This is a genomic window from Pseudoalteromonas sp. CuT4-3 (assembly GCF_035666335.1).
Classification (GTDB): Bacteria; Pseudomonadota; Gammaproteobacteria; order Enterobacterales; family Alteromonadaceae; genus Pseudoalteromonas; species Pseudoalteromonas atlantica.
Genome location: NZ_CP142030.1, coordinates 1,534,791 through 1,556,547, shown reverse-complemented (window position 1 = coordinate 1,556,547; position 21,757 = coordinate 1,534,791). Strand labels below are relative to the sequence as shown.

Below are 21,757 nucleotides of genomic sequence, written 5' to 3'. Positions count from 1 at the left end.
TTGCTATGTTAACGTTTAAAATGCAAGGGCTACTTTGGGCCCTTGTTTTAATTATTACCTTTATAAGCGTAGAAAAAAACACCTATAAAGCACTTTATAAAATGCCTGCACGGCAAATAGGGGTACTTGCGTGTGCGTTAGTATTTGCCATGTTATGGCAAATTAAAGCGGGTATTTTAAGCGGTCTTGATTTACACATTTTAGGTGTAACTGCCGCAACGCTAATTTTAGGGTGGCGCCTTGCTATTTTAAGTAGCCTGCTGGCCAGTGCCCTATTGGCGGCTTTTGCAAACATTGATCTTAACCTTTTGCCCATGCAAATACTGTTTGGTGCATTTATTCCTACTTTATTAAGCTACCTTGGCTTTATAATGAGTTATCAGTATTTACCGCGTCACTTTTTTGTTTATATTTTTGTATGCTCTTTTATATTGGCAGGCTTTATTGCATGTCTAAAAATAAGCTTAGGGGCTTTGTTTTATTTGCTTATAGGGCAATATAATTGGCAAGAATTGGCAGATAATTACGTATACCTAAGTGCTATCATTTGGTTTCCTGAGGCTATGCTTAACGGTATGGCCATTACGCTTTTGATCACTTACCGGCCACACTGGGTCAAAACTTTTTATGATAAGGACTACCTAGACTCATGAGTCTGCAATACCAATGCCCTTTATGTAACCACGCACTTTTAAAACATAATTCATCACTTCGATGTGACAATAATCACACCTTCGACTTTGCCAAAGAAGGCTATGTAAATTTACTACCGGTGCAACACAAAAACTCAAAGCAACCGGGTGATTCGCTCGAAATGGTACAAGCAAGGCGTGCTTTTTTAGAGCAAGGCTTTTACGCATTTTTACAGCGCGCATTAAGTAATATAATTAGTGAGCGCAAACCAAACGTGCTAATAGATTTAGGCTGCGGCGAAGGATTTTATACTCATGCCATTGCCGATAAAATTGAGGCGCAGGTATACGGCGTCGATATTTCTAAATCAGCCGTAAAATATGCAGCAAAGCGATACCCACAATGTCATTTTAGCGTTGCATCAATTAGCCAGGCGCCTTTTAAGTCAGGCACTGCTGACGTATTGCTGAGTGTTTTTGCGCCTTTGTTTGAGCAAGAGCTGGCGCGTTTAGCAGCGCCAAATGCCACATTAGTAGTTGCAAGCCCAGGGCCGTGGCATTTAAAAGAGCTTAAAGAATATATTTATGCAGATGTAGCAAAACACACTGAAATTGACACGCCAAGCGGCTTTATAAAAGCAGATCAAAAGCTCATTACAGAGCAGGTTACGCTTAATTTTTCAGATATTAAAAATTTAATAATGATGACACCATTTGCGTGGAAATTTAGACCTGAACATTGGCAAACTCTTGAAGAAAAAGGCGCCCAAAGCGTCACCCTATCGTTTTACATTACCGAGTTTAGTAAAGCCGATTGATGTTTTAATAACGAGTGTTAGTGAGGAAGTTACTGCCCGGCTATATTGAGTAAGCTCATATGCCAGAGGGAGTGTCAAAAATAAATGGAGCAAAGCGTGCGCTCTGCTCATACACTTACAGATAAACGCGCTCTAAAATTGCTCTTTAGTAAACGCTTTATCCATTTTATCAAACATGTCTTTTAATAAGTGTGCAAGCTCCATATAACGGGGCTTGTTTTCGCTTATTTGGGCTTGATAGCCATTTGCCACCATTTTGGTATATAACTCGTTGTACCATTTTTGCATGCTCGGTTCTAATGGTGTTTCGGCTCGCTTACCTAACCAAAACAAGCCTTGCAACGGCAACGACAAAAAAAACAATGCACTGGCAATCGCTTGCGGTAAAAAATCGGGGCCTAAATAGTTAAGCTGAAAAAATAACGTAAGCATGGCTAATATTGGCATTACAGTAATTGCCAGCTCGGTTGCCTTAATTACTTTAAATTCGTTAAACAACGGTGCTAACTCTTTACGCATAGGCCATTTTTTTGCATATAACCTACCCGTTTGTAATTGTGACATCACACTTTTTTGCATCATGACTCCTCACATCTAAACTTTTAAACCCGTAGCGCCTGCTTGCCACTGCCTGTAAGTGTAACACAAATAAATAGCTTCACACTTTAGCAGTAAAAGTTATTGTTTTTGTATATATAAGCAACTAAACACTAAACTAAATTTATTAACTGGGTTAAAATACGCATCTTATAAATTAGACTTTAGTCGCTTTTTTATCACCTATATGGTGGCTAAGTTTACCTTTAATTTGCACCTTAAGTGTATTGTTCATATCTTAACGTACACTTACTAAATTTATTGTTTATGGAAACTGTATCTATGCCAACTACGCCCTCTAAATCACAACACGTTTTAGTATTAAACTGTGGTAGTTCGAGTTTAAAATTCGCCATTATTGATGCTGATAACGGGCATGAAATTATTTCGGGCTTAGCTGAACGCCTAGGTTCAGAAAATCCATCTATTAAATATAAATACCAAGGTGATAAAACCGTTATCACCTTAGCTGCTAATCAAGCGCATGGTGAAGCAATTAATACGCTTGTGAGCCTAATTAAAGATCACCATTTAGATGAGCATTTAATTGCCGTAGGCCATCGTGTTGTACACGGTGGTGAGCACTTTACTCAATCTGCATTAGTGGATGAAAAAGTCATTGCGGGTATTTCAGATGCTTCAAGCCTTGCCCCTTTACATGGCCATGCAAACTTACTGGGTATTTCATCAGCGCAGGCTTCGTTTGCTGGTTTGCCCCAGGTTGCTGTTTTTGACACTGCATTTCATCAAACCATGGATAAAGTAGCCTACTTATATGCACTCCCTTACAAGCTATACAAAGAGCACGGTGTTCGCCGTTACGGTATGCACGGCACAAGCCACTATTATGTAGCAGGCCAAACCGCTAAATTAATTAATAAGCCTGTTGAGCAAAGCAATTTTATTAGTGCGCATTTAGGTAATGGTTGTTCTGTGTGTGCAATTAAAGGCGGTAAAAGTGTAGATACTAGCATGGGCTTAACCCCGCTTGCTGGGTTAGTAATGGGCACCCGCAGCGGTGATATCGACCCTGGTTTATTTAACTTTTTAACAACACAACTTAATTACGATGCAAAACAAATCGACAACTTACTTAATAAAGAAAGTGGTTTGTTAGGTATTAGTGAACTGTCTAACGACTGCAGAACCATAGAAGAAGCCGCTGTAGCTGGCCATGAAAAAGCCGCCCTTGCACTTGATATTTTTTGCTACCGCCTTGCTAAACAAATTGCCGCCTACATGGTGCCATTACAGCAATTAGATGCGCTTATTTTTACCGGTGGTATAGGCGAAAACTCAGATATTATCCGCGAAAAAGTAATCACACAACTGGCGTTTTTAGGCTTAGATTGCGATAAACAAGCCAACTTAGATGCGCGATTTGGTAATGAAGGCATTATTAGCTCTGACAACGCGACCACGAAAGCGGTTGTAATGCCAACTAATGAAGAATGGGTGATTGCCCTTGATGCCGCTAACATAGTGAAGGAGCTTTAATTATGGCACGTCGTATTATGTTAATTCCGGTTTCTACGGGTGTTGGTTTAACATCTGTTTCTGTCGGGTTAGTGCGTGCGCTTGAGCAAAAAACCGTGAAAGTTAACTTTTTCAAGCCAATTGCCCAACCACGTACGGGTGAAACAGGCCCTGAAAAGTCGACTCAAATTATTATGCAAGGCTCATCAATTACCCCACCAACTCCCTTTGCATTAAGCTATGCAGAGCAAATGATTGGCGATGGTAAAGGCGATGATTTACTGGAAGAAATAGTAGAGCGCTTTGAAAGTAAAATTAACGATGACGAAGTGGCTATTATTGAAGGCATGGTGCCTACTCGCCGCCAACCTTATGCCGGGCGTGTAAACCGCGAAATAGCCCAAACTCTGGGTGCCGATATTGTATTTGTATTAACCCCAGGTAATTACACCATTACGCAAATTGAAGACCGTTTAGAAATTGCTGCTGGGTATTATGGTGGCATTGATCACCCGCGCGTTTTAGGCTGTATTTTTAACAAAGTGAATGCCCCGCTTGATGAAGAAGGCCGCGCCCGCGCTGATTTGGTCGATTCATACAAAGCAGAAGAGCTCGATAACGAATTAAACCGTTTAGCTTCTTTACCTATTTTTAGAAAAAACCCATTTATGCTGTTAGGCGCCATCCCGTGGGACTTTGATTTAGTAGCGCCGCGCGTTAAAGATTTAAGCGCGTATTTAAAAGCCACCATTATTAACGAAGGCGACATGCTACACCGTCGCTTACGCCGTATTACGTTTTGTGCGCGTACTGTATCAAACATTTTGAACCACTTCACACCGGGCGCATTATTAGTCACCCCAGGCGATCGTTCAGATATTTTGGTCGCTGCGTGTTTGTCTGCCATGAACGGCACTAAAATTGGTGCTATTTTACTTACCGGTGGTTTTGAACCAGAGCCGCGCATAATGGCGCTATGTGAACAAGCAATGCAAACAGGCTTGCCTATTTTAGCCACAGAGGCCGATACTTGGCGTACATCATTACTACTGCATAATTTTAATATGGAAGTACCAAGCGATGATGACCAACGTATTGAAAAAGTAAAAGATCACAACGCAGAATATATCGATTCTGATTGGCTCGATACGCTTGCAAAAAATGTTGGCAAAACACGTAAGCTCTCTCCTCCTGCGTTTCGTTACTTACTTACAGATAAAGCCCGTAAAGCGGCTAAAACAGTGGTGCTGCCTGAAGGAAATGAGCCGCGTACTATTAAAGCCGCGGCTATTTGTGGACAACGTGGTATTGCAAAAACAGTATTACTTGGCGATCGCGATGAAATAATGCGTATTGCCGAGCAACAAGGTATTGAGCTTAACGAACATGTAAGTATTGTTGAGCCAAAATCGGTGATTAACGACTATGTTGCACCTATGGTCGAAATTCGTAAAAGCAAAGGCTTAACAGAAGTCGTAGCACAAGAGCAATTACAAGATAATGTTGTACTGGGCACTATGATGCTTGAGCAAGGTAAAGTCGATGGCTTAGTATCTGGCGCTGTTAACACAACAGCTAATACAATTCGCCCACCGCTGCAGTTAATTAAAACCGCACCAGGGTCATCACTTGTATCGTCTGTGTTTTTTATGCTGCTGCCCGACCAAGTACTAGTATACGGCGATTGTGCAATTAACCCCGACCCTAATGCAGAACAATTAGCAGATATCGCTATCCAGTCAGCTGATTCTGCAGCTGCGTTTGGCATAGAGCCACGTGTTGCCATGATAAGCTACAGCACAGGTACTTCTGGCTCTGGCGCCGATGTTGAAAAAGTGCGTGAAGCCACGCAAATTGCTCAACAAAAACGTCCAGATTTAATTATTGATGGGCCATTGCAATACGACGCTGCGATTATGGAAAATGTTGCTCTTAAAAAAGCACCAAATAGCCCAGTAGCCGGTAAAGCTACGGTATTTATTTTCCCAGACCTTAATACCGGTAACACTACCTACAAAGCCGTACAGCGTAGTGCCGATTTAATCAGCATAGGGCCTATGCTACAAGGTATGCGAAAGCCCGTTAACGATTTAAGCCGTGGCGCATTAGTCGATGACATAGTGTACACCATTGCACTTACGGCTATTCAAGCAGCTCAAGTTGAAGCGCTCGAAAACGCCTAAATCAAACTAGTGCTTTTTATAGCCTAGCTAATATTTACTTATTAATTAATTAGTTAGGCTATTTATACCTACCAATTCCCATACTTATCCACAGAAATTGTGGGTAAGTTTTAAATCCTTATTACCCACAGCCACACAGCCTTTATTTTAATGGCTGTTACACCTTTAATTTAAAGCCAATAATCTATACTATTAACTGACTCTATACGCTGTTTGCAGGTTATTAATGTCAAAACAAACATTACAATTACACAGCACGCTGTTGTCAATACATAGTTTAGAAGTGGATGCAGACATTCCTGTAGCGCTATTAAAATTACCCCTATTTTTTATTTCTAAAACTCACGATGAGCTTTCTATTGTTTGCCCTAGTCATTTTGCTATTGAGTGTTTAGATACAGAGCCTGATTGGCAAGCACTTGAAGTGGTTGGTCCGTTGGGGTTTTCTTTAACGGGGATTATGGCCAATATATCTGGCGTGCTTGCAAAGGCTAATATTTCTATTTTTTCTATCTCAACCTACGACACAGATTATATTTTGGTAAAAAAACACACTGCGCAGCAAGCCATCACTGCACTTAAAAACGATGGCTACAATTTAGTAGTAGATCAATAAATGAGAGCAGCCTCTATCGAGTTTTTAGCGCAAAATAAGCTCCCCGCCAGCGCATTAAAAATTACCAGCCCCTTTAGCGGCAAAGTCATTGATTTGAACCTGCACCCTGAGCCCTTTTTTAAATTTTCTACCCTTGGGCCAACTATGTTGGTTGCACTAAGTAATCATAAAATTTTAGCGCCCTTTGATGGCACTCTAGTGCAGGTTAAAAATGCAGGATGTGAATTTATTCTCCAAGCAAATAACGGTTTAAAGGTTCTCATTAACTTGTCACTACCGGCGCAGCAGCCTATTACACACACACATATTGCACAGCTAAATGGCAGCAAAATAAGTAAAGGGCAGCGCTTAGCTTACTTTGATTTACGCGAACTTAAATCGCCCTTACTAGCCAGCTTGGTGCTATTAAATGGCCATAACTTAGGCACTTTTCATTATTCACACACGCAAGTAAATGCGGGTGTAGACCCCCTTTTAACTATTATTAAGAAGAACTAAACCTATGATCACTCTTTACGGCATTAGTAATTGCGACACCATCAAAAAAGCCAAAAAATACCTCGCCGACAACAACATAGATTTTACCTTTCACGATTACCGAAAAGACGGTGTAAACGAGCAGCTTGTAAGTGAATTTGCTGAGCATATTGACTGGGAGCAATTAGTTAATAAGCGTGGCACAACCTATCGCGCACTCTCTGATGAGCAAAAGCAAAACCTAAGCAAAGACACTGCTATAACATTACTTGTAGAGCAACCAGCTATGATCAAGCGCCCAGTGCTTGTTAATGACAACAGCTACCACTTAGGCTTTAAAGCTGCGCAATACGATGAGATATTTAAATAATGACACATGAAGTAATTGCACTTGCACAAGCGCTTATTCAGCGCGAGTCGGTAACCCCTGAAGATGCGGGTTGCCAATCAATGATGAACGAGCGTTTAAAAGCCCTAGGCTTTAATATTGAGTCGTTATTTTTTACCGATACACTCAATACATGGGCCCGAAAAGGAAACGAGTCGCCACACTTTTGTTTTGCAGGCCATACCGATGTTGTCCCTACAGGCCCTGCACAAAACTGGCAGCACCCGCCATTTTCAGGCTTAATTGAAGATGGTTTGCTGCATGGCCGAGGCGCAGCTGATATGAAAGGTTCCCTGGCAGCAATGCTTGTTGCTACTGAGCGCTTTGTAGCTAAAAACCCTGATCATAAAGGCTCTATCTCATTTTTAATTACCTCTGATGAAGAAGGCCCCTTTATCAACGGTACAACCAAAGTAATAGACACGCTTGAAGCACGCGGCGAAAAAATTGATATGTGCTTAGTGGGTGAGCCTTCATCGCGAGATGTACTCGGTGATGTAGTAAAAAATGGCCGTCGTGGCTCCCTTACTGGCTTTTTAAAAGTAAAAGGTGTGCAAGGCCATGTAGCCTACCCCCACTTAGCACAAAACCCAATTCATTTGGCTGCACCGGCCATTACTGAACTTAGCCAAACCGTGTGGGACAACGGAAATGAATTTTTCCCTGCAACCAGCTTTCAGGTATCAAATATAAAGGGTGGCACGGGAGCCGGTAATGTCATACCGGGCGAGCTTGAGGTGCAATTTAATTTTAGATTTAGTACCGAAGTAACTCATCAGCAACTACAAGAACGGGTTAATGCTATTTTACAAACGCATGACTTAAACTACGAATTAAGCTGGATAGTAAACGGCTTGCCGTTTATAACCGAGCATGGCCCGTTAGTTGATGCCACCGTAAATGCGATTAAATCTGTCACGGGCTTAACCACTAACCTCGAAACCACCGGGGGTACGTCAGATGGGCGCTTTATAGCGCAAACAGGCGCAAAAGTGATTGAACTAGGCCCCCGCAACGCCACTATTCATAAAGTAGATGAATGTGTAAGCACCGATGATTTAATCGCTTTAGCTGATATTTACGAGCAAATTTTAGAACAATTGTTAACCTAATGGCACTCGATACCAATACATTAGCAATGTGTATCACTGGGCAAAGTGATACACACCTCACTGAGATTCAATCGCATCGGTTACATACTGATATTATTGATGACTTTATAGCCCTGCAAAATGGCGCTAAAAATGCTGGTTTTGAGTTGACTATTGCCTCAAGTTTTCGCGATTTTAATCGCCAAGCTATGATTTGGAATAACAAGTTTTTAGGACTACGCCCTGTTTTTAATAAACAGCAACAGATAGTGGATTTAAGCCAACTAAATGAACTGGAAAAATGCACGGCAATTATGCTCTACTCTGCCATGCCAGGGGCTAGTCGGCATCATTTAGGAACCGACCTTGATGTGTATGATACCGCTGCAATTAGCAATGACTATAAGCTGCAACTTACCCCTGATGAATACCAACATGGGGGGCCATTTGCGCCACTCAGCCAGTGGCTTGATAAAAATCTAGCTAAATATGGTTTTTATCGCCCCTACAAACAGGATTTAGGCGGCGTAGCACCTGAACTTTGGCATATTAGCCATATTAAGCAATCTCAGCGGTTAGTAAACACATTGAGTGAACCGATGCTTTACGAATGTATAAGCAACAGCGATTTAGAGGGTAAGTCAGCTATTTTAGATAATTTACCCGCGCTATATAAACGTTTTATAACAAATGTAAGCCCGCCTTAATAGCGGGCTTTTATTCACTTTAAAAGGCATCAGTACTGATAAATCGTGGCAACTTTTATTGGCATTACCGCGCTGTATGCTTATTTAATATAAACACCAATACCGAGCCAAGTATTAGTGAGCTTGCAATAATAAACTCCACTGTTACCTGCTCAGATAAAAACAACATACCTGCAATAGCAGCTAGTACAGGCACACATAACTGTACAACCGCCGCTTGCGTGCTTTTTAGTAGCGGCATGGCCACATACCAAATACTGTAACCAATGCCTGATGCAATGGCGCCCGAGGCGCACGCTAGTAACACCCCTTGCATACTTACTGTTTTTAAATAGCCTATTGCTACAAGTAATAAAACAGGAATAGCCACTAAGCTTCTTATAAAGTTAAAGGCGGTGGTCCGCAGCGGCGATACACATGCTTTACCACGTATACTGTAAACGCCCCATGCAACACCACTTAACGCCATAAGCGATGCCCCTAACAAAGAAGGCACAGCGGCAGAGGGCAACATTAAATACACAAATCCAGCTAACGCGACAAAAAAAGCCCCCCACTGCAATTTACTCAGCTGCTCTTTTTTATATATGCCCCAACCAATCATGGTAAGTTGCACCGCCGAAAATAAAATAAGCGCACCGGTGCCTGTATCTAGCTCTATATAAGCAATAGAAAAACAAAGTGCATATACCAATAAACTAATACTGCTTCGCCAACTTCCGGTATCACTTAAAATAGCATTATTAAGCGCGCCCTTACGCTTAAGGTTATACGTATATACAGCCATAATTAAGCCTAAACACACGGCACCACTTACGAGCCTGATAATTGTAAAATTCCACGCATCAATATAACCTTGCGCTAACGCCATACGGCAAAGTAAAGAATTTGCCGCAAAGGCTACTAATGCAACGAGGGTGTATAAAGTGGCTTTCAAAATCGCTCCTTAACTAAAACCTTATAATGAGATGCTTTAAATTGGCTTGCTCAGCCAGCTCTGTATTTAAACAGCTGAGCCATTTAGCTGTAAAGCGGCATTGTTGTAATTACTCTAACCTTATTCGCAGCATTATAACTTTATATACTGCTAAATTGCTGTAATTAAGCGTCTATCCTCTGGTATTCACAAGCTATTCATGATGATTTGCCTACCTTAAATACACGTAATTTAACTAACGCGCGCTGACCTTAGGGAGAATGATTTTTAAATCCTCACAGGTCTATATGCCCTAAAGTAGGCTACGCTTTTTTACACTATTTCACACAAATCCAAAACCAGAGTATGTTAATCTTTAAAACCTAACTATATAGGAGTGCTCAGTGCGCCAAAGTATAATTTTAAGTGTTTGTTTTATATTAAGTGGATGCAGCACCATAGGCTTTAATGATTTATTTAACGACTATGCAAGCCAAATGACGCCTGTAAGAAACGCAATTCAAAATAACAATATTGAACAGGCTCAATCACTTATTGCCAACAATAGTAAGTTACACAGTAGCTATTTACTTAACCAATTAGAGCAAGCCCGTTTAAAAGACCTTGCTAACGAGCAAAGTCTTTCACAACAACAATTTGAAAACGTATACGCCCAGGTACAAACAAAACGAGAAGCAGCAAAAATTCAATTAAGTGCAGGGCTTGAACAAAGTAATGCCTTATTTACTAACGACTCTGCCATTACTTATGTACCACCGGCATATGAAATGAGCATGCTACATAGCTACAAGGCACTTAATTATGTATACAACAGTGATTTAGAAGGCGCCTTGGTTGAAATACGTCGTGCTAACAAAGTGCAAGTCGATGCGCTTGCAGATAATAAAACACAGATAAACGACACAATAGAGCAAGCACAACAGCATTACCCAAGTATGAGTAATGTGACACGCGGTATTAAAAATGGTTTTCAAAATGCCTTTACGTTTTATTTATCTGCGCTGTTGTACCAAAGTGATAAACAATACGATGATGCCTACATTGATTATAAAAAAGCATTAGAGATTCAACCTGACAATCACTACTTACAGCAAGATGTAATGCGATTAGCTAAAAAGCAAGGTTTTAACCAAGATTTAGAAGAGTTTGAGCGCCGCTTTAGCCCATTAAAGCCCCTTCGTGCTAATCACGGTGAAGTGGTTATATTGGTTGAACAAGGCTTAGTGCCTAAACAAGATGAATTTAAATTACGCTTGCCTATTTATACCTCAGGTGGCGATGCGCGTTTTTACAGTTTAGCAATGCCGGTTTATAAAGATAATGCGTTTATAGCTAATATTAATGGCGTAAATATAGGTTCGCAAAATTTAGAGCTCAACCCATTAGTGCATATAGAAGCATTAGCGGCTAAAACATTAGAGCAACAAATACCGGCTCGCGTATCTAGGCAAGTATTACGCTTAGTAGCCAAAGAAAAAGTGCGCGCAGAGCTTGCACGTAGCACAGGTGATGTAGGCAATATCATTGCTAATATTTATAATTTGGCGTCTGAGCAGGCCGATACACGCAGCTGGCTTACTTTACCTAATCAAATAAGCATGGCTCGTAGCAGTTTAAATGCAGGGTCGCATACACTTTTAATAGGCAACCATGCGCCTATTAATTTTACCGTTAGTAAGCAAGGGTTAACCTTAATTTACCTAACCTCTATTAATAACTATTTTAACTACCATGTGGTTCAACTCTAGGAGTCATCATGAAATATACTTTGCCATTAGTGGCTGCATTAATGCTTGGGGCATGTGCAAGCCAACCTGATACATCAGGCATTTCGGTTGAGCAAAGCAAAAATACATTTAACGAGCAGTTACATGTTGATAATCCTGCTCTAGGTGAAAAGCTTGCCATTACCGATGTTAAAACACGCCAAACAAACCAGTTAACCGACGTGGTAGTAACACTAAGCAGCCAATATAAAAAGTCTCAGTATTTGCAGTATCAGTTTAATTGGTACGACAAAGACGGGTTTGTAATTAAAGGAAACCACTCACCTTGGCAAGCCTTAACACTGTTTGGTTTTTCTAAAACACAATTACCCAGCTTAGCGCCAACACCGGATGCGGTTACATTTTCGCTCGCTGTAAGAGAAGTGTCTACCGACGCACAAGAATTTAAAGAATAAGGGTTATAAAGATGATCACTACACAATTTAAAACGTTATCGAATTATGCAGTTATTGGCCTCAGCGCACTCATTTTAAGCGGTTGTGCCAATAAAGCCGTAGTTAGTTATGGCGACGCGCAAGCAGTAGAAACCACCGATATAAACTTTGGCTCTACCGATTTACAAAAAGTAGCCAGCCAAATGACCGACTCACTACTTAGCTCGCCGGTTATTGGCACAATGACCCAAAACAAACGCCCTGTGGTATTTGTTGAGCGCATTAAAAATAAAACCAGTGAACACATAGACACTGAATCTATTACCGACTCAATCTCTACGCAACTATTGCGCAGCGGTAAGTTTCGTTTTGTTGACATGACCCGTGTTGAATCAGTACGTGAGCAGCTTAACTTTCAAAACGAAGATGCCCTTGTAAACCCTGCCACCGCTGTTGCCTTTGGTAAACAAATTGGTGCGCAATACATGTTGTACGGCAACTTATCGAGCATTGTTAAATCAAATGCTGATAAATCAGATGTGTATTACAAATTTACAATGCGCTTGATGGATATGCAAAGCGGCCTAGTAGAGTGGGCAGACGAAACTGAAATTCGTAAAACAAAAGAAAAATCGACATTTGGTTGGTAATAGTACCAATTAGCTTAATTAACTGATCTATTTTGAGGCGGAATAAACGCGTTGATTACTAGGAAAAAATTGCTATTTATTTGTTTTAAATGATAATTTTTAACGCAGGTAGTGACATGTTTAGCCGCAAAATGATTAAGTATTTGCGCATTGGTATACATTTCCACGCAAAGGCAAAAATATTGGCTTTGCGTAACACCATCAGGAGACACCTATGAAAGCCTTAACCATAGCAATGTGTGCATTGCTTACACTCAGTGCACCAAGTTTTGCTAACTATGAGCGAAACAAAGCCGTGCCTGTACAACAAGTTTTATTTGGCGATGTGAAATCTGTACGTAAAATTACCGAACAAGAGCTTGTGCAAGACAAAAACAATGGCTGGAAAACCTTTGGCGGCGCCCTACTCGGGGGTGTTGTCGGTAATCAATTTGGTGGTGGGAGCGGTCGTACCGTCGCCACTATTTTAGGCTCAGTCATTGGCGGAAGCGTGGCGCATAATAATCAGCAAAAAAGCTATTATAAGCAAACACACCTAGTAGAGTTATTGATTCAGGTAGAAAACGGCGATCAATACATGGTGGTACAAGACCAAGACCAGTCAATGCGCTTTAGTAAAGGTGATAACGTACGGTTGGTCTATTTAAGTGATAATACCGTAAGAGTTGACCGCGCTTACTAACAGCCCGTATCAGCATTATCGCGTAAATAAAAAACGAGCTATTTAAGCTCGTTTTTTATTTTACAGCGCATTAGTTGGAATTAACTAAACTTGGCGATAGTCTTTAAAAAAGCGCTGCATTTTAAGCATCGCACTCGATAAATCGTCTTTGTTAGGTAAAAACACTAACCTAAAGTGATCAGGCTCTGGCCAATTAAATGCACGCCCATGCACTAATAATATTTTTTCTGCTTTTAGTAAATCAAACATCATTTTTTCATCATCAGTGACATTAAAATGAGCCGTGTCTACTTTAGCAAAGGCGTAAAGCGCCCCTTTTGGCTTTTTACAGCTTATCCCTTCAATAGCATTAAGCCCACGCCAAGCAATATCGCGCTGAACATATAATCGCCCGCCTGGGTCGATTAAGCTATCTATTGATTGCACGCCACCTAGCGCTTGTTGTATCGCATATTGCGCGGGTACATTGGCACACAAACGCATAGACGATAAAATATCTAGCCCTTTACGTAAATCTTCCATTGCTGAGGTGCGCCCGCTTAGTACCATCCAGCCCATTCGAATACCTGCCGCACGGTAGGTTTTAGCTAAGCCATTAAAGGTAATAATTGGCACATCGTCGCATAGCGCACCAATTGAGGTGTGAGTGATGCCATCGTATAAAATCTTTTCGTAAATTTCATCGCTAAGCAGTAACAGCTTATGCTCGCGCGCCACATTAATTAACTCTAAAAGTAAATCGTCACTATAAACCGCCCCGGTTGGGTTATTAGGGTTAATTAGTACAAGCGCTTTTGTTTTAGACGTAATTTTACTTTTTATATCAGCAATATCCGGAAACCAATCTTGCTCTTCATCACATAAATAATGAACAGGGTTGCCGCCTGCTAATTTAACTGACGCGGTCCACAGTGGGTAATCAGGCGCAGGAATAAGCACTTCATCATCGTTATTTAATAACGCTTGAGTGATCATTTGGATAAGCTCGCTCACCCCATTACCAATATAAATATTATCTACATCTAGGTTATGTAAACCTCGTTGCTGGTAATGCTGATAAACCGCTACACGGGCTGAATATAACCCCTTAGAGTCGCAGTAGCCTTGGGCCGAATACAAATTACGAATAATATCGCGGTGCATGTCCTCTGGCATATCAAAACCAAACGCCGCAGGGTTACCAATATTAAGCTTTAGTACCTTTTGACCTTCGTCTTCCATTTTTTTGGCTTGCGCTAAAACCGGTCCACGAATGTCATAACATACACCTTCTAATTTGTGACTCTTTTTAATATCTGACATTTTTACCTCTTTGGGGCGAACTGGCTTTATGGAAAAAAATAATTAACTAGGAGTGGGTTTGTTCAATGCGAGGGTTATAACCTAATGGGCTCGGTAAAATTGTGTTACTAGCCCAAGGGTGGCCCTTGGGCAATGCGTGATCAAATTTATTATCGAGAGGCCAAACACGCCCTAGTAAAGTCTAAGACTACCCTAGTAAAGGCGTAAAATGCCAGCGTAATTAGGTGCTTAATACTGAAATAAATTCACGTTAACAAATAATATTAATTAGACTCTACCCACGCTCTTAATTGAGCCTGCGAACCACTTACTTGCGCCAATAAATCTGTAGATGCCGTAACAGCTTGCGCTAAGTTATCTTGATTGAGATTAAGCTCAATATCACGGGCTACATCAGATAAACTCGTGGCACCAAACTGTGCCGCGTTCGACTTTAAACTATGGGCATGACGAATCGCCGCTTCTTTATCGTTACCAATGGTTGCAATTACTTCATTACCAAGGCGCTCAAATTCACTGCAGCAAAATTCAAGTGTATCTTTAAACTGCTCACCAAGTAACGACTGCATACTTTCTAGAGCAGCCTCATCTATTTGTACTTCTGTCATATTTTAAGCCCTTCTAAACATTCCGTGTCATTTTTATAATTAATAGTATTACTGTATATCTATGCGTAAAAAAATCCAACTTTATTACTTTATAAATGTATAATTATCAAAATACACTCGCAATAAAAAGTTTAATTAATGACTCGCCAAGTTTGTGAACGCTGTTTGTTTACGCCCTCTACCTGTATATGCGGGGCCATTAAACGTTTAACAAATAAAGTTAGCGTGGTTATTCTACAACACCCCAGTGAAGAAAAAATAGCGAAAAACACTGCAAAATTGCTTAATTTGAGCCTAACTGACTGCAAAATAATCAAAGGGGAAAATAACACCGACTTTGCCATGCTCAACTCTTTACCTTTGGATTCCACTGTACTGCTCTACCCTAATGAGCACGCCACCTACTTAGATGATACAAACCCAAAGCCAGCCTTAAGTAACATTACGCATTTAATCGTGATTGATGGCACCTGGAAAAAAGCCTATAAAATTTTGCAGCTGACCCCGCTACTCACTAAATTTCAAACAGTGAGCTTTAAGCAGTTACCGCAAAGCCGTTACGCTATTCGAAAAGCCCCTAGAGCCGACAGTCTTTCTACGCTTGAGGCCGTTGCACATAGTTTGTTGTTAATAGAGCAGTTAAACCCTGCTCCACTTTATAATTTATTAGATGAATTAATACAAAAACAAACCCAACACATGCCCGAACACGTAAAAGCACGTTACTTAAATTAGCCACCATTAAATGTAAATGCGTAATTACCCAAACAGATTAAAACGCGGATTCACTCGTAAAGGGCCAGACTACCGCTTTGACGACCAAGTTGACTTTAGTGATATTAGAGACACCTTTGGCTTTAGATCTATGGTTGTAGGAAAATGGGTGACCAAAGAAGAGCATTTTATTAGTGCAAACTTAATTTACGATGCCCTCGCCGACCTTGCTCAAATATTACATTTACCACCCAAAGCCATTGGCCTGCGCGGCAAACTAAATTTTGCCTTTGGGCATGGCGGTCAAAAAGGCGTACAAGCGCATTATAACGCAGCTTCACAAACCCTTGCTTTAGCAAAAAACGCCGGCGGTGGCGCATTGGCTCACGAATGGTTTCATGCGTTTGATCATCATATAAGCGAGCATTTATTTAATGCAAAACCTCGCTTTGGTTTTGCCTCAAAGCTGTGGCTTGCAAACACGCCTAACTTAACCCATCCGCTAAATAGTGCACTCGATAAGTTTTACCAAAGCGTGTTTTTAGATGAAAGCGGCGCAAACGCCAATAATTATGTACAACGCTGCATTACGTTCGATAAAGCGCACAACATGAATTACATGAGTATGCCTGAGGAGCTTGCAGCACGCTGCTTTGAAGCCTGTATAGATACTCACAGCACTATTCAAAATAGCTTTTTAGTCAGTGGCTTAAAAAGCAGTAATTTAATTTACCCTGATAATGAGCATATTAATAAAGCAAATAAAGCCCTTAATAAGTATTTTGAACTACTAGGTTATGCACTTCATAAATCTCAATAAGCCACAAACTACCTTGTAAACTTTAATTGCGTGAAAAATCTTATATTTAATCTATCCTATCCTAAAGCATTAATAATTTTAAATTAAGTAGCAATTAAATGGTAAATACTGATTTTACAAATAAAAAGCATGGCGCTATCTCTTTTGTTTATATTGTTCCCTTAACTGTAATTGCAATTTTATCTATCTGTATTCACTTTATGCTTGATGAAGTCATTGAAGCGCAAACCGATACTGGAAAACTCGTAAATGTAAGTGGTCAACAAAGAATGCTTTCGCAACGAGTGAGCATGTTTACTTTAGAGTACCTAATGTATGGCTCGCAGGATTCTAAATTACTGGCCATTAATGCTTTAAACTCTTTAAAAAATAATCATAAATACTTATTAAGTGAGCATTATGGGGCGCAAGTATTAGGCGATGAAAGCCCGCTATCTAAGGAATTGTTAGCAATGTATTTTAAAGAGCCTGTTAATGTCGATAAAAAATTAAATATGTTTTCAGATAGAGTTGAAGAAGTACTCAAGTTAAAAACACAAACACTTAATTTAGATACAGTGCAAGAAAGCTTTTTTTCTTTAGCAAAAGAGCCGCTTTTAAAAGCGTTTAATACGGTGGTTATGCAATACGAAAAAGAGAGTGTTGACAGGGTTAAAAGGCTACACACTATTCAAGGCATTGTAATTATAGTTATTTTATTATCTATATTAGTCGAGTTTTTACTCGTTTATAAAGCCAGAAATAAAAAACACATTTAATATCAGTTTAAGCAATAATACACATTGGTATAAATTATTAAGCGTTTAAGCTAGCAAAACAAAACCATTTAAACGCTTAATAGTTTTATATTGTTATAGGTTATCGTCGCTAATGCGGCTTGCTACCGCACTACTTTGATCTTTATATTTTGCGTCTTTACGAATGTTGTATGGGTTTTCGCAGGGTCCTGAAAGCATTTCAAAGCTCATTGCACCAATTTTCATCATTGGGCGCAGCGCTAGTGGCAACTTACCTGAATTGTAAAATTCTAAAACAATATTACCACTCCAACCTGGGTCGATTCTGTGCGCTGTTACATGCACCATTAAACCTAAGCGGGCAAGTGATGAACGACCATCTAACCAGCCTACTATGTCGGCAGGAAGTGTTACTTTTTCATGGGTAATGGCCAATGCCAGTTCACCTGGGTGTAAAAAGAAAGCTTCGCCGTCGGCAAGCTCAATCTCTTCACTCATTATTGATTCCATAGCCTTATTTAACTGATCTTTAGGGCCACTTAAATCTACGTACGCTGCGTTATGTGCGTTAAAGGTTCTAAATTTGTTCCCTAAACGCAAATCGGCTGTCACACCCGAAATCATTTCATTAGTCGGCGCAGGCTCAATCACTATGCGGCCATCGCTTAAATATTCTTTAATATGGGTATCTGAGAGTCTCATTTTTACTTAGTCCTGCGTTATCACTATCTCAACACTATGTTGGTGCTGCTGATAAAAAAGCGTGCTGGCAATCAATCTTGCCGCTGCGCTGTATGTGTTGCTAATAGCCGCGCTGGTATCGCTGGCGATTAATTTACCTTGCTCTGAGTATTCACGAATATCTATGGCAAGTGGAATATGGCTTAACACCGGTACGCCGTGTTTATGGGCAAGTTTTTCTGCGCCATCTTTGCCAAACACATGGTTGGCTTCACCGCAGTGGCTACAAATGTAGTGACTCATATTTTCTATAAGCCCAAGCACAGGTACGTTTACTTTATTAAACATTGCAATGCCTTTTTGCGCATCAGCAAGGGCTAAATCTTGCGGCGTAGTCACAATAACAGTGCCACTGGCAGGCACTTTTTGGCTCATTGTTAGCTGTATATCGCCCGTACCCGGTGGCATATCAACGATTAAGTAATCAAGTTCGTCCCAATCTGTCTCGTTTAATAATTGGTTGAGCGCTCCCGATGCCATTGGGCCCCGCCATACCGTTGCGTCATCACTTGGCACTAAAAAGCCGATTGATTGCGCTTTAATGCCGTTGGCATCAAATGGCTGTAGTAGTTTGTTATCTTTGGTTTGCGGCTCTGCGCCTACAAGCCCCAATAACATAGGAATAGATGGCCCATAAATATCAGCATCTAAAATCCCTACTTTTGCGCCTTCGCTTTTAAGCGCCCCGGCTAAATTTACAGCGGTCGTGGATTTTCCTACCCCCCCTTTACCTGAGGCAATCAGCACAATGTGTTTAATGGCTTTAAATTTTGCAGGCTCTTTTATAGTCACCACAGAGTCTATGGTAACCGGTGTATTTATACTTTCACTTACGTGCTGCTCAACTAACGGCATTTCTGATTGAGCCGCAAATGGCAGCGTTATTTTAATGTGTATTGATTTATCGTCATTTTGCGAAATGGTATCAATAAAACTTTCATCAATACCTACGGCAAATGCCGCGCTTCGATACGCCGCTAAGGCAGTAATAATCGGTTGTTTTTGCACCGATTTAGAGGAGAATAGTTTCGACAGTCCAAACATAGCAATTAAATAGCGTTTCTTTGATGAAAAGTGCCACAGAATTATGTAACATTCAGGGCATTAACACCAGTCAATTAACAAAAATCCATAAGCTGCGCGTACCGTTAGTCCAAAGCTTATGGATAAATTAATGATAACCGCCTTTTTTGTAGTAAAAATGGTGGTTTATCCTCAATTCGGAATGATTATGACGCAGCGAAAGATCCTCATTACCAGCGCATTACCTTATGCAAATGGCCCTACTCACTTAGGCCATTTATTGGAATATATTCAAACTGATATTTGGTCACGTTTTCAAAAGCTACAAGGCCACGAAGCTTATTATGTTTGCGCCGACGATGCTCACGGCACGCCAATTATGCTTAATGCGCAAAAGCAAGGGATCACGCCTGAAGAAATGGTTAAAAATGTAAGCATTGAACGCCAGCGCGACTTTGCCGACTTTAACATTAAGTTTGATAAATACCACAGCACCCACAGCTCAGAAAATAAAGAGCTGAGTGAGCTTATTTATAACCGCCTTAATGATGCGGGCCATATTAAAAAGCACACTATTTCACAGTTATTCGACCCTGAAAAAGGCATATTTTTACCAGATCGCTTTGTAACAGGTACTTGCCCAACGTGTAAGTCTGAAAACCAAAATGGCGATAGCTGTGACTCGTGTGGCGCAACTTACAGCCCAACCGAATTAATAAACCCGCGCTCGGTAATGTCAGGTGCAGAGCCAATTTTAAAAGATTCAGAGCATTACTTTTTTGACCTGCCAGCATTTGAAGGCATGCTTAAAGAGTGGCTACACTCGGGCTCTATTCAGCAAGAAATGGCGAATAAGTTAGAAGAGTGGTTTACCGATGGCCTGCAACAGTGGGATATTAGCCGCGATGCGCCTTACTTTGGTTTTGAAATTCCAAATGCACCGGGCAAATACTTTTACGTATGGCTAGATGCGCCAATTGGCTACATGGCAAGCTTTAAAAACCTATGTAACGAAAAAGGCCTCGACTTTGATGCATTTTGGGCTGAAGGGTCTGATGCTGAGCTTTATCACTTTATTGGTAAAGACATTATTTACTTCCACAGCTTATTTTGGCCAGCCATGCTAGAGGGCGCTAATTTTAGAAAGCCAACTAACGTGTTTGCACATGGCTTTGTAACCGTCAATGGCGAGAAAATGTCTAAATCAAAGGGTACGTTTATAAAAGCACGTACTTACCTTGATAACCTAGACCCAGAGTACCTACGTTATTACTACGCAGCTAAATTAAACAGCGGTATTATTGACCTTGATTTAAACCTAGAAGACTTTGCACTACGTGTAAATTCAGACCTAGTAGGTAAAGTAGTAAACATAGCAAGCCGCTGTGCAGGCTTTATTACTAAAAAGTTTGACGGTAAATTAAGTAGCACAATTATGCAGCCAGAACTACTTGAAGAATTTCAAGCTGCCGCACCGAGCATTACTGCCCACTATGAAAACCGTGAATACAGCCGCGCGATTCGTGAAATTATGGCCCTAGCCGATAAAGCAAACCAATTTATTGATGCCGCAGCGCCATGGGTACTCATTAAAGACGAAGCAAAACAGCAAGAAGCGCACGAAGTGTGCTCGCTTGGCCTTAACTTGTTCCGTGTTTTAATTACCTATTTAAAACCTGTATTACCAGGTATGGCTGCAAACGTAGAAGCCTTTTTAAATGACGACTTAGCATGGGATGGCGTTCAAAACGCTCTTGTTGCACACCCTATCAATAAATTTAAGCCGCTCATGCAACGTGTAGAAATGGATAAAGTGAACAAAATGGTTGATGAATCAAAAGAAAGCCTAGAATCAAAAGTAACAATTGACCCTAATAGCCCACTGGCAAAAGAGCCAATTGCGGATGAAATTGAATTTGATGACTTTGCAAAAGTAGACTTACGCGTTGCTAAAATTGCTAAAGCTGAGCATGTTGAAGGCGCCGACAAGCTACTTAAACTTACGCTGGATTTAGGCGGCGAAACACGCCAAGTGTTTGCTGGTATTAAATCGGCTTACGCACCAGAAGACATTGAAGGTAAACTGACTGTAATGGTTGCAAACCTTAAACCTCGTAAAATGCGCTTTGGTATGTCAGAGGGTATGGTATTAGCTGCTGGCCCTGGCGGTAAAGAAATTTACATTCTTAACCCAGACGATGGCTCAGAGCCTGGCATGCGTGTAATGTAATTTATTACTTATAAAAAACCGCTGATATTCAGCGGTTTTTTTATGAGAAAAGAAATGTTTATACCAATTCCTTTAATTAAGTTTGCTATTTTGAGGGTGCAAAAGTGTGTTGATAACTAGACAAAAGTTCGCTATTTAGTTATTCAAAATGATCAAAGTGAGAGCTT

General features: G+C 40.6%; 23 protein-coding genes. 17 read left to right on the top strand and 6 right to left on the bottom strand.

Annotation, left to right across the window (positions count from 1 at the left end; translation table 11 throughout):
• Positions 1-5: 5 nt before the first annotated feature.
• Complete coding sequence (locus VOI46_RS07080) at positions 6-653, top strand: energy-coupling factor ABC transporter permease (protein ID WP_004587781.1); 648 nt, start codon at positions 6-8, stop codon at positions 651-653.
• Positions 650-1,450 carry a putative RNA methyltransferase gene (locus VOI46_RS07075; protein WP_029772082.1) on the top strand — a complete coding sequence of 267 codons (801 nt, stop codon included), beginning with the start codon at positions 650-652 and terminating at the stop codon, positions 1,448-1,450. Before VOI46_RS07080 ends, VOI46_RS07075 begins: the two co-directional genes overlap by 4 nt.
• A gap of 132 nt (positions 1,451-1,582) precedes the next feature.
• Here the strand turns inward: VOI46_RS07075 and yfbV are convergent, their stop codons facing one another.
• Positions 1,583-2,029 carry a terminus macrodomain insulation protein YfbV gene (yfbV, locus tag VOI46_RS07070; protein ID WP_054982400.1) on the bottom strand — a complete coding sequence of 149 codons (447 nt, stop codon included), beginning with the start codon at positions 2,027-2,029 and terminating at the stop codon, positions 1,583-1,585.
• 300 nt (positions 2,030-2,329) lie between these two features.
• Here yfbV and VOI46_RS07065 point away from each other — a divergent pair, with 300 nt between their 5' ends.
• The 7 genes from VOI46_RS07065 (at position 2,330) to VOI46_RS07035 (ending at position 8,985) form a co-directional block, all read left to right on the top strand.
• On the top strand, positions 2,330-3,544 hold the full coding sequence (locus tag VOI46_RS07065) for an acetate kinase (protein WP_282337782.1): 1,215 nt from the start codon (positions 2,330-2,332) through the stop codon (positions 3,542-3,544).
• A gap of 2 nt (positions 3,545-3,546) precedes the next feature.
• Positions 3,547-5,706, top strand: a complete 2,160-nt coding sequence (gene pta / locus VOI46_RS07060; RefSeq protein WP_004587777.1) for a phosphate acetyltransferase — start codon at positions 3,547-3,549, stop codon at positions 5,704-5,706.
• Positions 5,707-5,932: 226 nt separating this feature from the next.
• Positions 5,933-6,322 (top strand): ACT domain-containing protein, encoded by a 390-nt coding sequence (locus VOI46_RS07055; protein WP_004587776.1) that lies wholly within the window; start codon positions 5,933-5,935, stop codon positions 6,320-6,322.
• Positions 6,323-6,820, top strand: coding sequence for a PTS glucose transporter subunit IIA (locus VOI46_RS07050; RefSeq protein WP_004587775.1), 498 nt, complete (start codon positions 6,323-6,325; stop codon positions 6,818-6,820).
• Positions 6,821-6,824: 4 nt separating this feature from the next.
• Positions 6,825-7,169 (top strand): ArsC family reductase, encoded by a 345-nt coding sequence (locus VOI46_RS07045; RefSeq protein ID WP_004587774.1) that lies wholly within the window; start codon positions 6,825-6,827, stop codon positions 7,167-7,169.
• Positions 7,169-8,299, top strand: coding sequence for a succinyl-diaminopimelate desuccinylase (dapE, locus tag VOI46_RS07040; RefSeq protein WP_004587773.1), 1,131 nt, complete (start codon positions 7,169-7,171; stop codon positions 8,297-8,299). The genes VOI46_RS07045 and dapE overlap by 1 nt, the downstream gene beginning before the upstream one ends.
• Positions 8,299-8,985 (top strand): M15 family metallopeptidase, encoded by a 687-nt coding sequence (locus tag VOI46_RS07035; RefSeq protein WP_004587772.1) that lies wholly within the window; start codon positions 8,299-8,301, stop codon positions 8,983-8,985. The genes dapE and VOI46_RS07035 overlap by 1 nt, the downstream gene beginning before the upstream one ends.
• 64 nt (positions 8,986-9,049) lie before the next feature.
• Here the strand turns inward: VOI46_RS07035 and VOI46_RS07030 are convergent, their stop codons facing one another.
• Positions 9,050-9,922, bottom strand: a complete 873-nt coding sequence (locus VOI46_RS07030) for a DMT family transporter (RefSeq protein ID WP_004587771.1) — start codon at positions 9,920-9,922, stop codon at positions 9,050-9,052.
• Between the two features lie 383 nt (positions 9,923-10,305).
• On the opposite strand from VOI46_RS07030, the gene VOI46_RS07025 reads away from it, so the two are divergent.
• From VOI46_RS07025 to VOI46_RS07010, 4 genes are all read left to right on the top strand, one after another.
• A complete protein-coding gene (locus tag VOI46_RS07025; RefSeq protein WP_004587770.1) occupies positions 10,306-11,670 on the top strand; it encodes a hypothetical protein in 1,365 nt (454 codons plus the stop codon).
• Positions 11,671-11,678: 8 nt separating this feature from the next.
• Positions 11,679-12,104, top strand: a complete 426-nt coding sequence (locus VOI46_RS07020; RefSeq protein ID WP_004587769.1) for a YcfL family protein — start codon at positions 11,679-11,681, stop codon at positions 12,102-12,104.
• 11 nt (positions 12,105-12,115) lie between these two features.
• Positions 12,116-12,733 (top strand): penicillin-binding protein activator LpoB, encoded by a 618-nt coding sequence (gene lpoB / locus VOI46_RS07015; RefSeq protein WP_282337775.1) that lies wholly within the window; start codon positions 12,116-12,118, stop codon positions 12,731-12,733.
• Between the two features lie 214 nt (positions 12,734-12,947).
• The gene (locus tag VOI46_RS07010) at positions 12,948-13,415 is read left to right on the top strand and encodes a glycine zipper 2TM domain-containing protein (protein ID WP_004587767.1); all 468 of its coding nucleotides are present in this window, start codon (positions 12,948-12,950) and stop codon (positions 13,413-13,415) included.
• A gap of 84 nt (positions 13,416-13,499) precedes the next feature.
• On the opposite strand, the gene VOI46_RS07005 is transcribed toward VOI46_RS07010, so the two are convergent.
• Complete coding sequence (locus VOI46_RS07005) at positions 13,500-14,717, bottom strand: pyridoxal phosphate-dependent aminotransferase (RefSeq protein ID WP_004587766.1); 1,218 nt, start codon at positions 14,715-14,717, stop codon at positions 13,500-13,502.
• A 263-nt stretch (positions 14,718-14,980) separates the two neighbouring features.
• Positions 14,981-15,325, bottom strand: coding sequence for an Hpt domain-containing protein (locus VOI46_RS07000; RefSeq protein ID WP_004587765.1), 345 nt, complete (start codon positions 15,323-15,325; stop codon positions 14,981-14,983).
• A 138-nt stretch (positions 15,326-15,463) separates the two neighbouring features.
• Here VOI46_RS07000 and VOI46_RS06995 point away from each other — a divergent pair, with 138 nt between their 5' ends.
• The 3 genes from VOI46_RS06995 to VOI46_RS06985 all read left to right on the top strand — a co-directional run bounded on the left by VOI46_RS06995 (position 15,464) and on the right by VOI46_RS06985 (position 17,617).
• Positions 15,464-16,060, top strand: coding sequence for a tRNA-uridine aminocarboxypropyltransferase (locus tag VOI46_RS06995; protein ID WP_004587764.1), 597 nt, complete (start codon positions 15,464-15,466; stop codon positions 16,058-16,060).
• Positions 16,061-16,076: 16 nt separating this feature from the next.
• Positions 16,077-16,859 (top strand): CLCA_X family protein, encoded by a 783-nt coding sequence (locus VOI46_RS06990; RefSeq protein ID WP_004587763.1) that lies wholly within the window; start codon positions 16,077-16,079, stop codon positions 16,857-16,859.
• Between the two features lie 98 nt (positions 16,860-16,957).
• On the top strand, positions 16,958-17,617 hold the full coding sequence (locus VOI46_RS06985; protein WP_004587762.1) for a type IV pili methyl-accepting chemotaxis transducer N-terminal domain-containing protein: 660 nt from the start codon (positions 16,958-16,960) through the stop codon (positions 17,615-17,617).
• A 93-nt stretch (positions 17,618-17,710) separates the two neighbouring features.
• On the opposite strand, the gene dcd is transcribed toward VOI46_RS06985, so the two are convergent.
• Both dcd and apbC read right to left on the bottom strand, forming a co-directional pair.
• Positions 17,711-18,298 carry a dCTP deaminase gene (gene dcd / locus VOI46_RS06980; RefSeq protein WP_004587761.1) on the bottom strand — a complete coding sequence of 196 codons (588 nt, stop codon included), beginning with the start codon at positions 18,296-18,298 and terminating at the stop codon, positions 17,711-17,713.
• Between the two features lie 6 nt (positions 18,299-18,304).
• The gene (gene apbC / locus VOI46_RS06975; protein WP_039972247.1) at positions 18,305-19,381 is read right to left on the bottom strand and encodes an iron-sulfur cluster carrier protein ApbC; all 1,077 of its coding nucleotides are present in this window, start codon (positions 19,379-19,381) and stop codon (positions 18,305-18,307) included.
• Between the two features lie 187 nt (positions 19,382-19,568).
• On the opposite strand from apbC, the gene metG reads away from it, so the two are divergent.
• On the top strand, positions 19,569-21,590 hold the full coding sequence (metG, locus tag VOI46_RS06970) for a methionine--tRNA ligase (protein WP_039972256.1): 2,022 nt from the start codon (positions 19,569-19,571) through the stop codon (positions 21,588-21,590).
• The last annotated feature ends 167 nt before the right edge of the window (positions 21,591-21,757 follow it).

Bases quoted from the DNA above. Each gene is read 5' to 3' on its own strand.
- VOI46_RS07080 (WP_004587781.1), top strand. From the start codon at position 6: ATGTTAACGTTTAAAATGCAAGGGCTACTTTGGGCCCTTGTTTTAATT.
- VOI46_RS07075 (WP_029772082.1), top strand. From the start codon at position 650: ATGAGTCTGCAATACCAATGCCCTTTATGTAACCACGCACTTTTAAAA.
- yfbV (WP_054982400.1), bottom strand. From the start codon at position 2,029: ATGCAAAAAAGTGTGATGTCACAATTACAAACGGGTAGGTTATATGCA.
- VOI46_RS07065 (WP_282337782.1), top strand. From the start codon at position 2,330: ATGCCAACTACGCCCTCTAAATCACAACACGTTTTAGTATTAAACTGT.
- pta (WP_004587777.1), top strand. From the start codon at position 3,547: ATGGCACGTCGTATTATGTTAATTCCGGTTTCTACGGGTGTTGGTTTA.
- VOI46_RS07055 (WP_004587776.1), top strand. From the start codon at position 5,933: ATGTCAAAACAAACATTACAATTACACAGCACGCTGTTGTCAATACAT.
- VOI46_RS07050 (WP_004587775.1), top strand. From the start codon at position 6,323: ATGAGAGCAGCCTCTATCGAGTTTTTAGCGCAAAATAAGCTCCCCGCC.
- VOI46_RS07045 (WP_004587774.1), top strand. From the start codon at position 6,825: ATGATCACTCTTTACGGCATTAGTAATTGCGACACCATCAAAAAAGCC.
- dapE (WP_004587773.1), top strand. From the start codon at position 7,169: ATGACACATGAAGTAATTGCACTTGCACAAGCGCTTATTCAGCGCGAG.
- VOI46_RS07035 (WP_004587772.1), top strand. From the start codon at position 8,299: ATGGCACTCGATACCAATACATTAGCAATGTGTATCACTGGGCAAAGT.
- VOI46_RS07020 (WP_004587769.1), top strand. From the start codon at position 11,679: ATGAAATATACTTTGCCATTAGTGGCTGCATTAATGCTTGGGGCATGT.
- lpoB (WP_282337775.1), top strand. From the start codon at position 12,116: ATGATCACTACACAATTTAAAACGTTATCGAATTATGCAGTTATTGGC.
- VOI46_RS07010 (WP_004587767.1), top strand. From the start codon at position 12,948: ATGAAAGCCTTAACCATAGCAATGTGTGCATTGCTTACACTCAGTGCA.
- VOI46_RS07005 (WP_004587766.1), bottom strand. From the start codon at position 14,717: ATGTCAGATATTAAAAAGAGTCACAAATTAGAAGGTGTATGTTATGAC.
- VOI46_RS07000 (WP_004587765.1), bottom strand. From the start codon at position 15,325: ATGACAGAAGTACAAATAGATGAGGCTGCTCTAGAAAGTATGCAGTCG.
- VOI46_RS06995 (WP_004587764.1), top strand. From the start codon at position 15,464: ATGACTCGCCAAGTTTGTGAACGCTGTTTGTTTACGCCCTCTACCTGT.
- VOI46_RS06990 (WP_004587763.1), top strand. From the start codon at position 16,077: ATGCGTAATTACCCAAACAGATTAAAACGCGGATTCACTCGTAAAGGG.
- VOI46_RS06985 (WP_004587762.1), top strand. From the start codon at position 16,958: ATGGTAAATACTGATTTTACAAATAAAAAGCATGGCGCTATCTCTTTT.
- dcd (WP_004587761.1), bottom strand. From the start codon at position 18,298: ATGAGACTCTCAGATACCCATATTAAAGAATATTTAAGCGATGGCCGC.
- apbC (WP_039972247.1), bottom strand. From the start codon at position 19,381: ATGTTTGGACTGTCGAAACTATTCTCCTCTAAATCGGTGCAAAAACAA.
- metG (WP_039972256.1), top strand. From the start codon at position 19,569: ATGACGCAGCGAAAGATCCTCATTACCAGCGCATTACCTTATGCAAAT.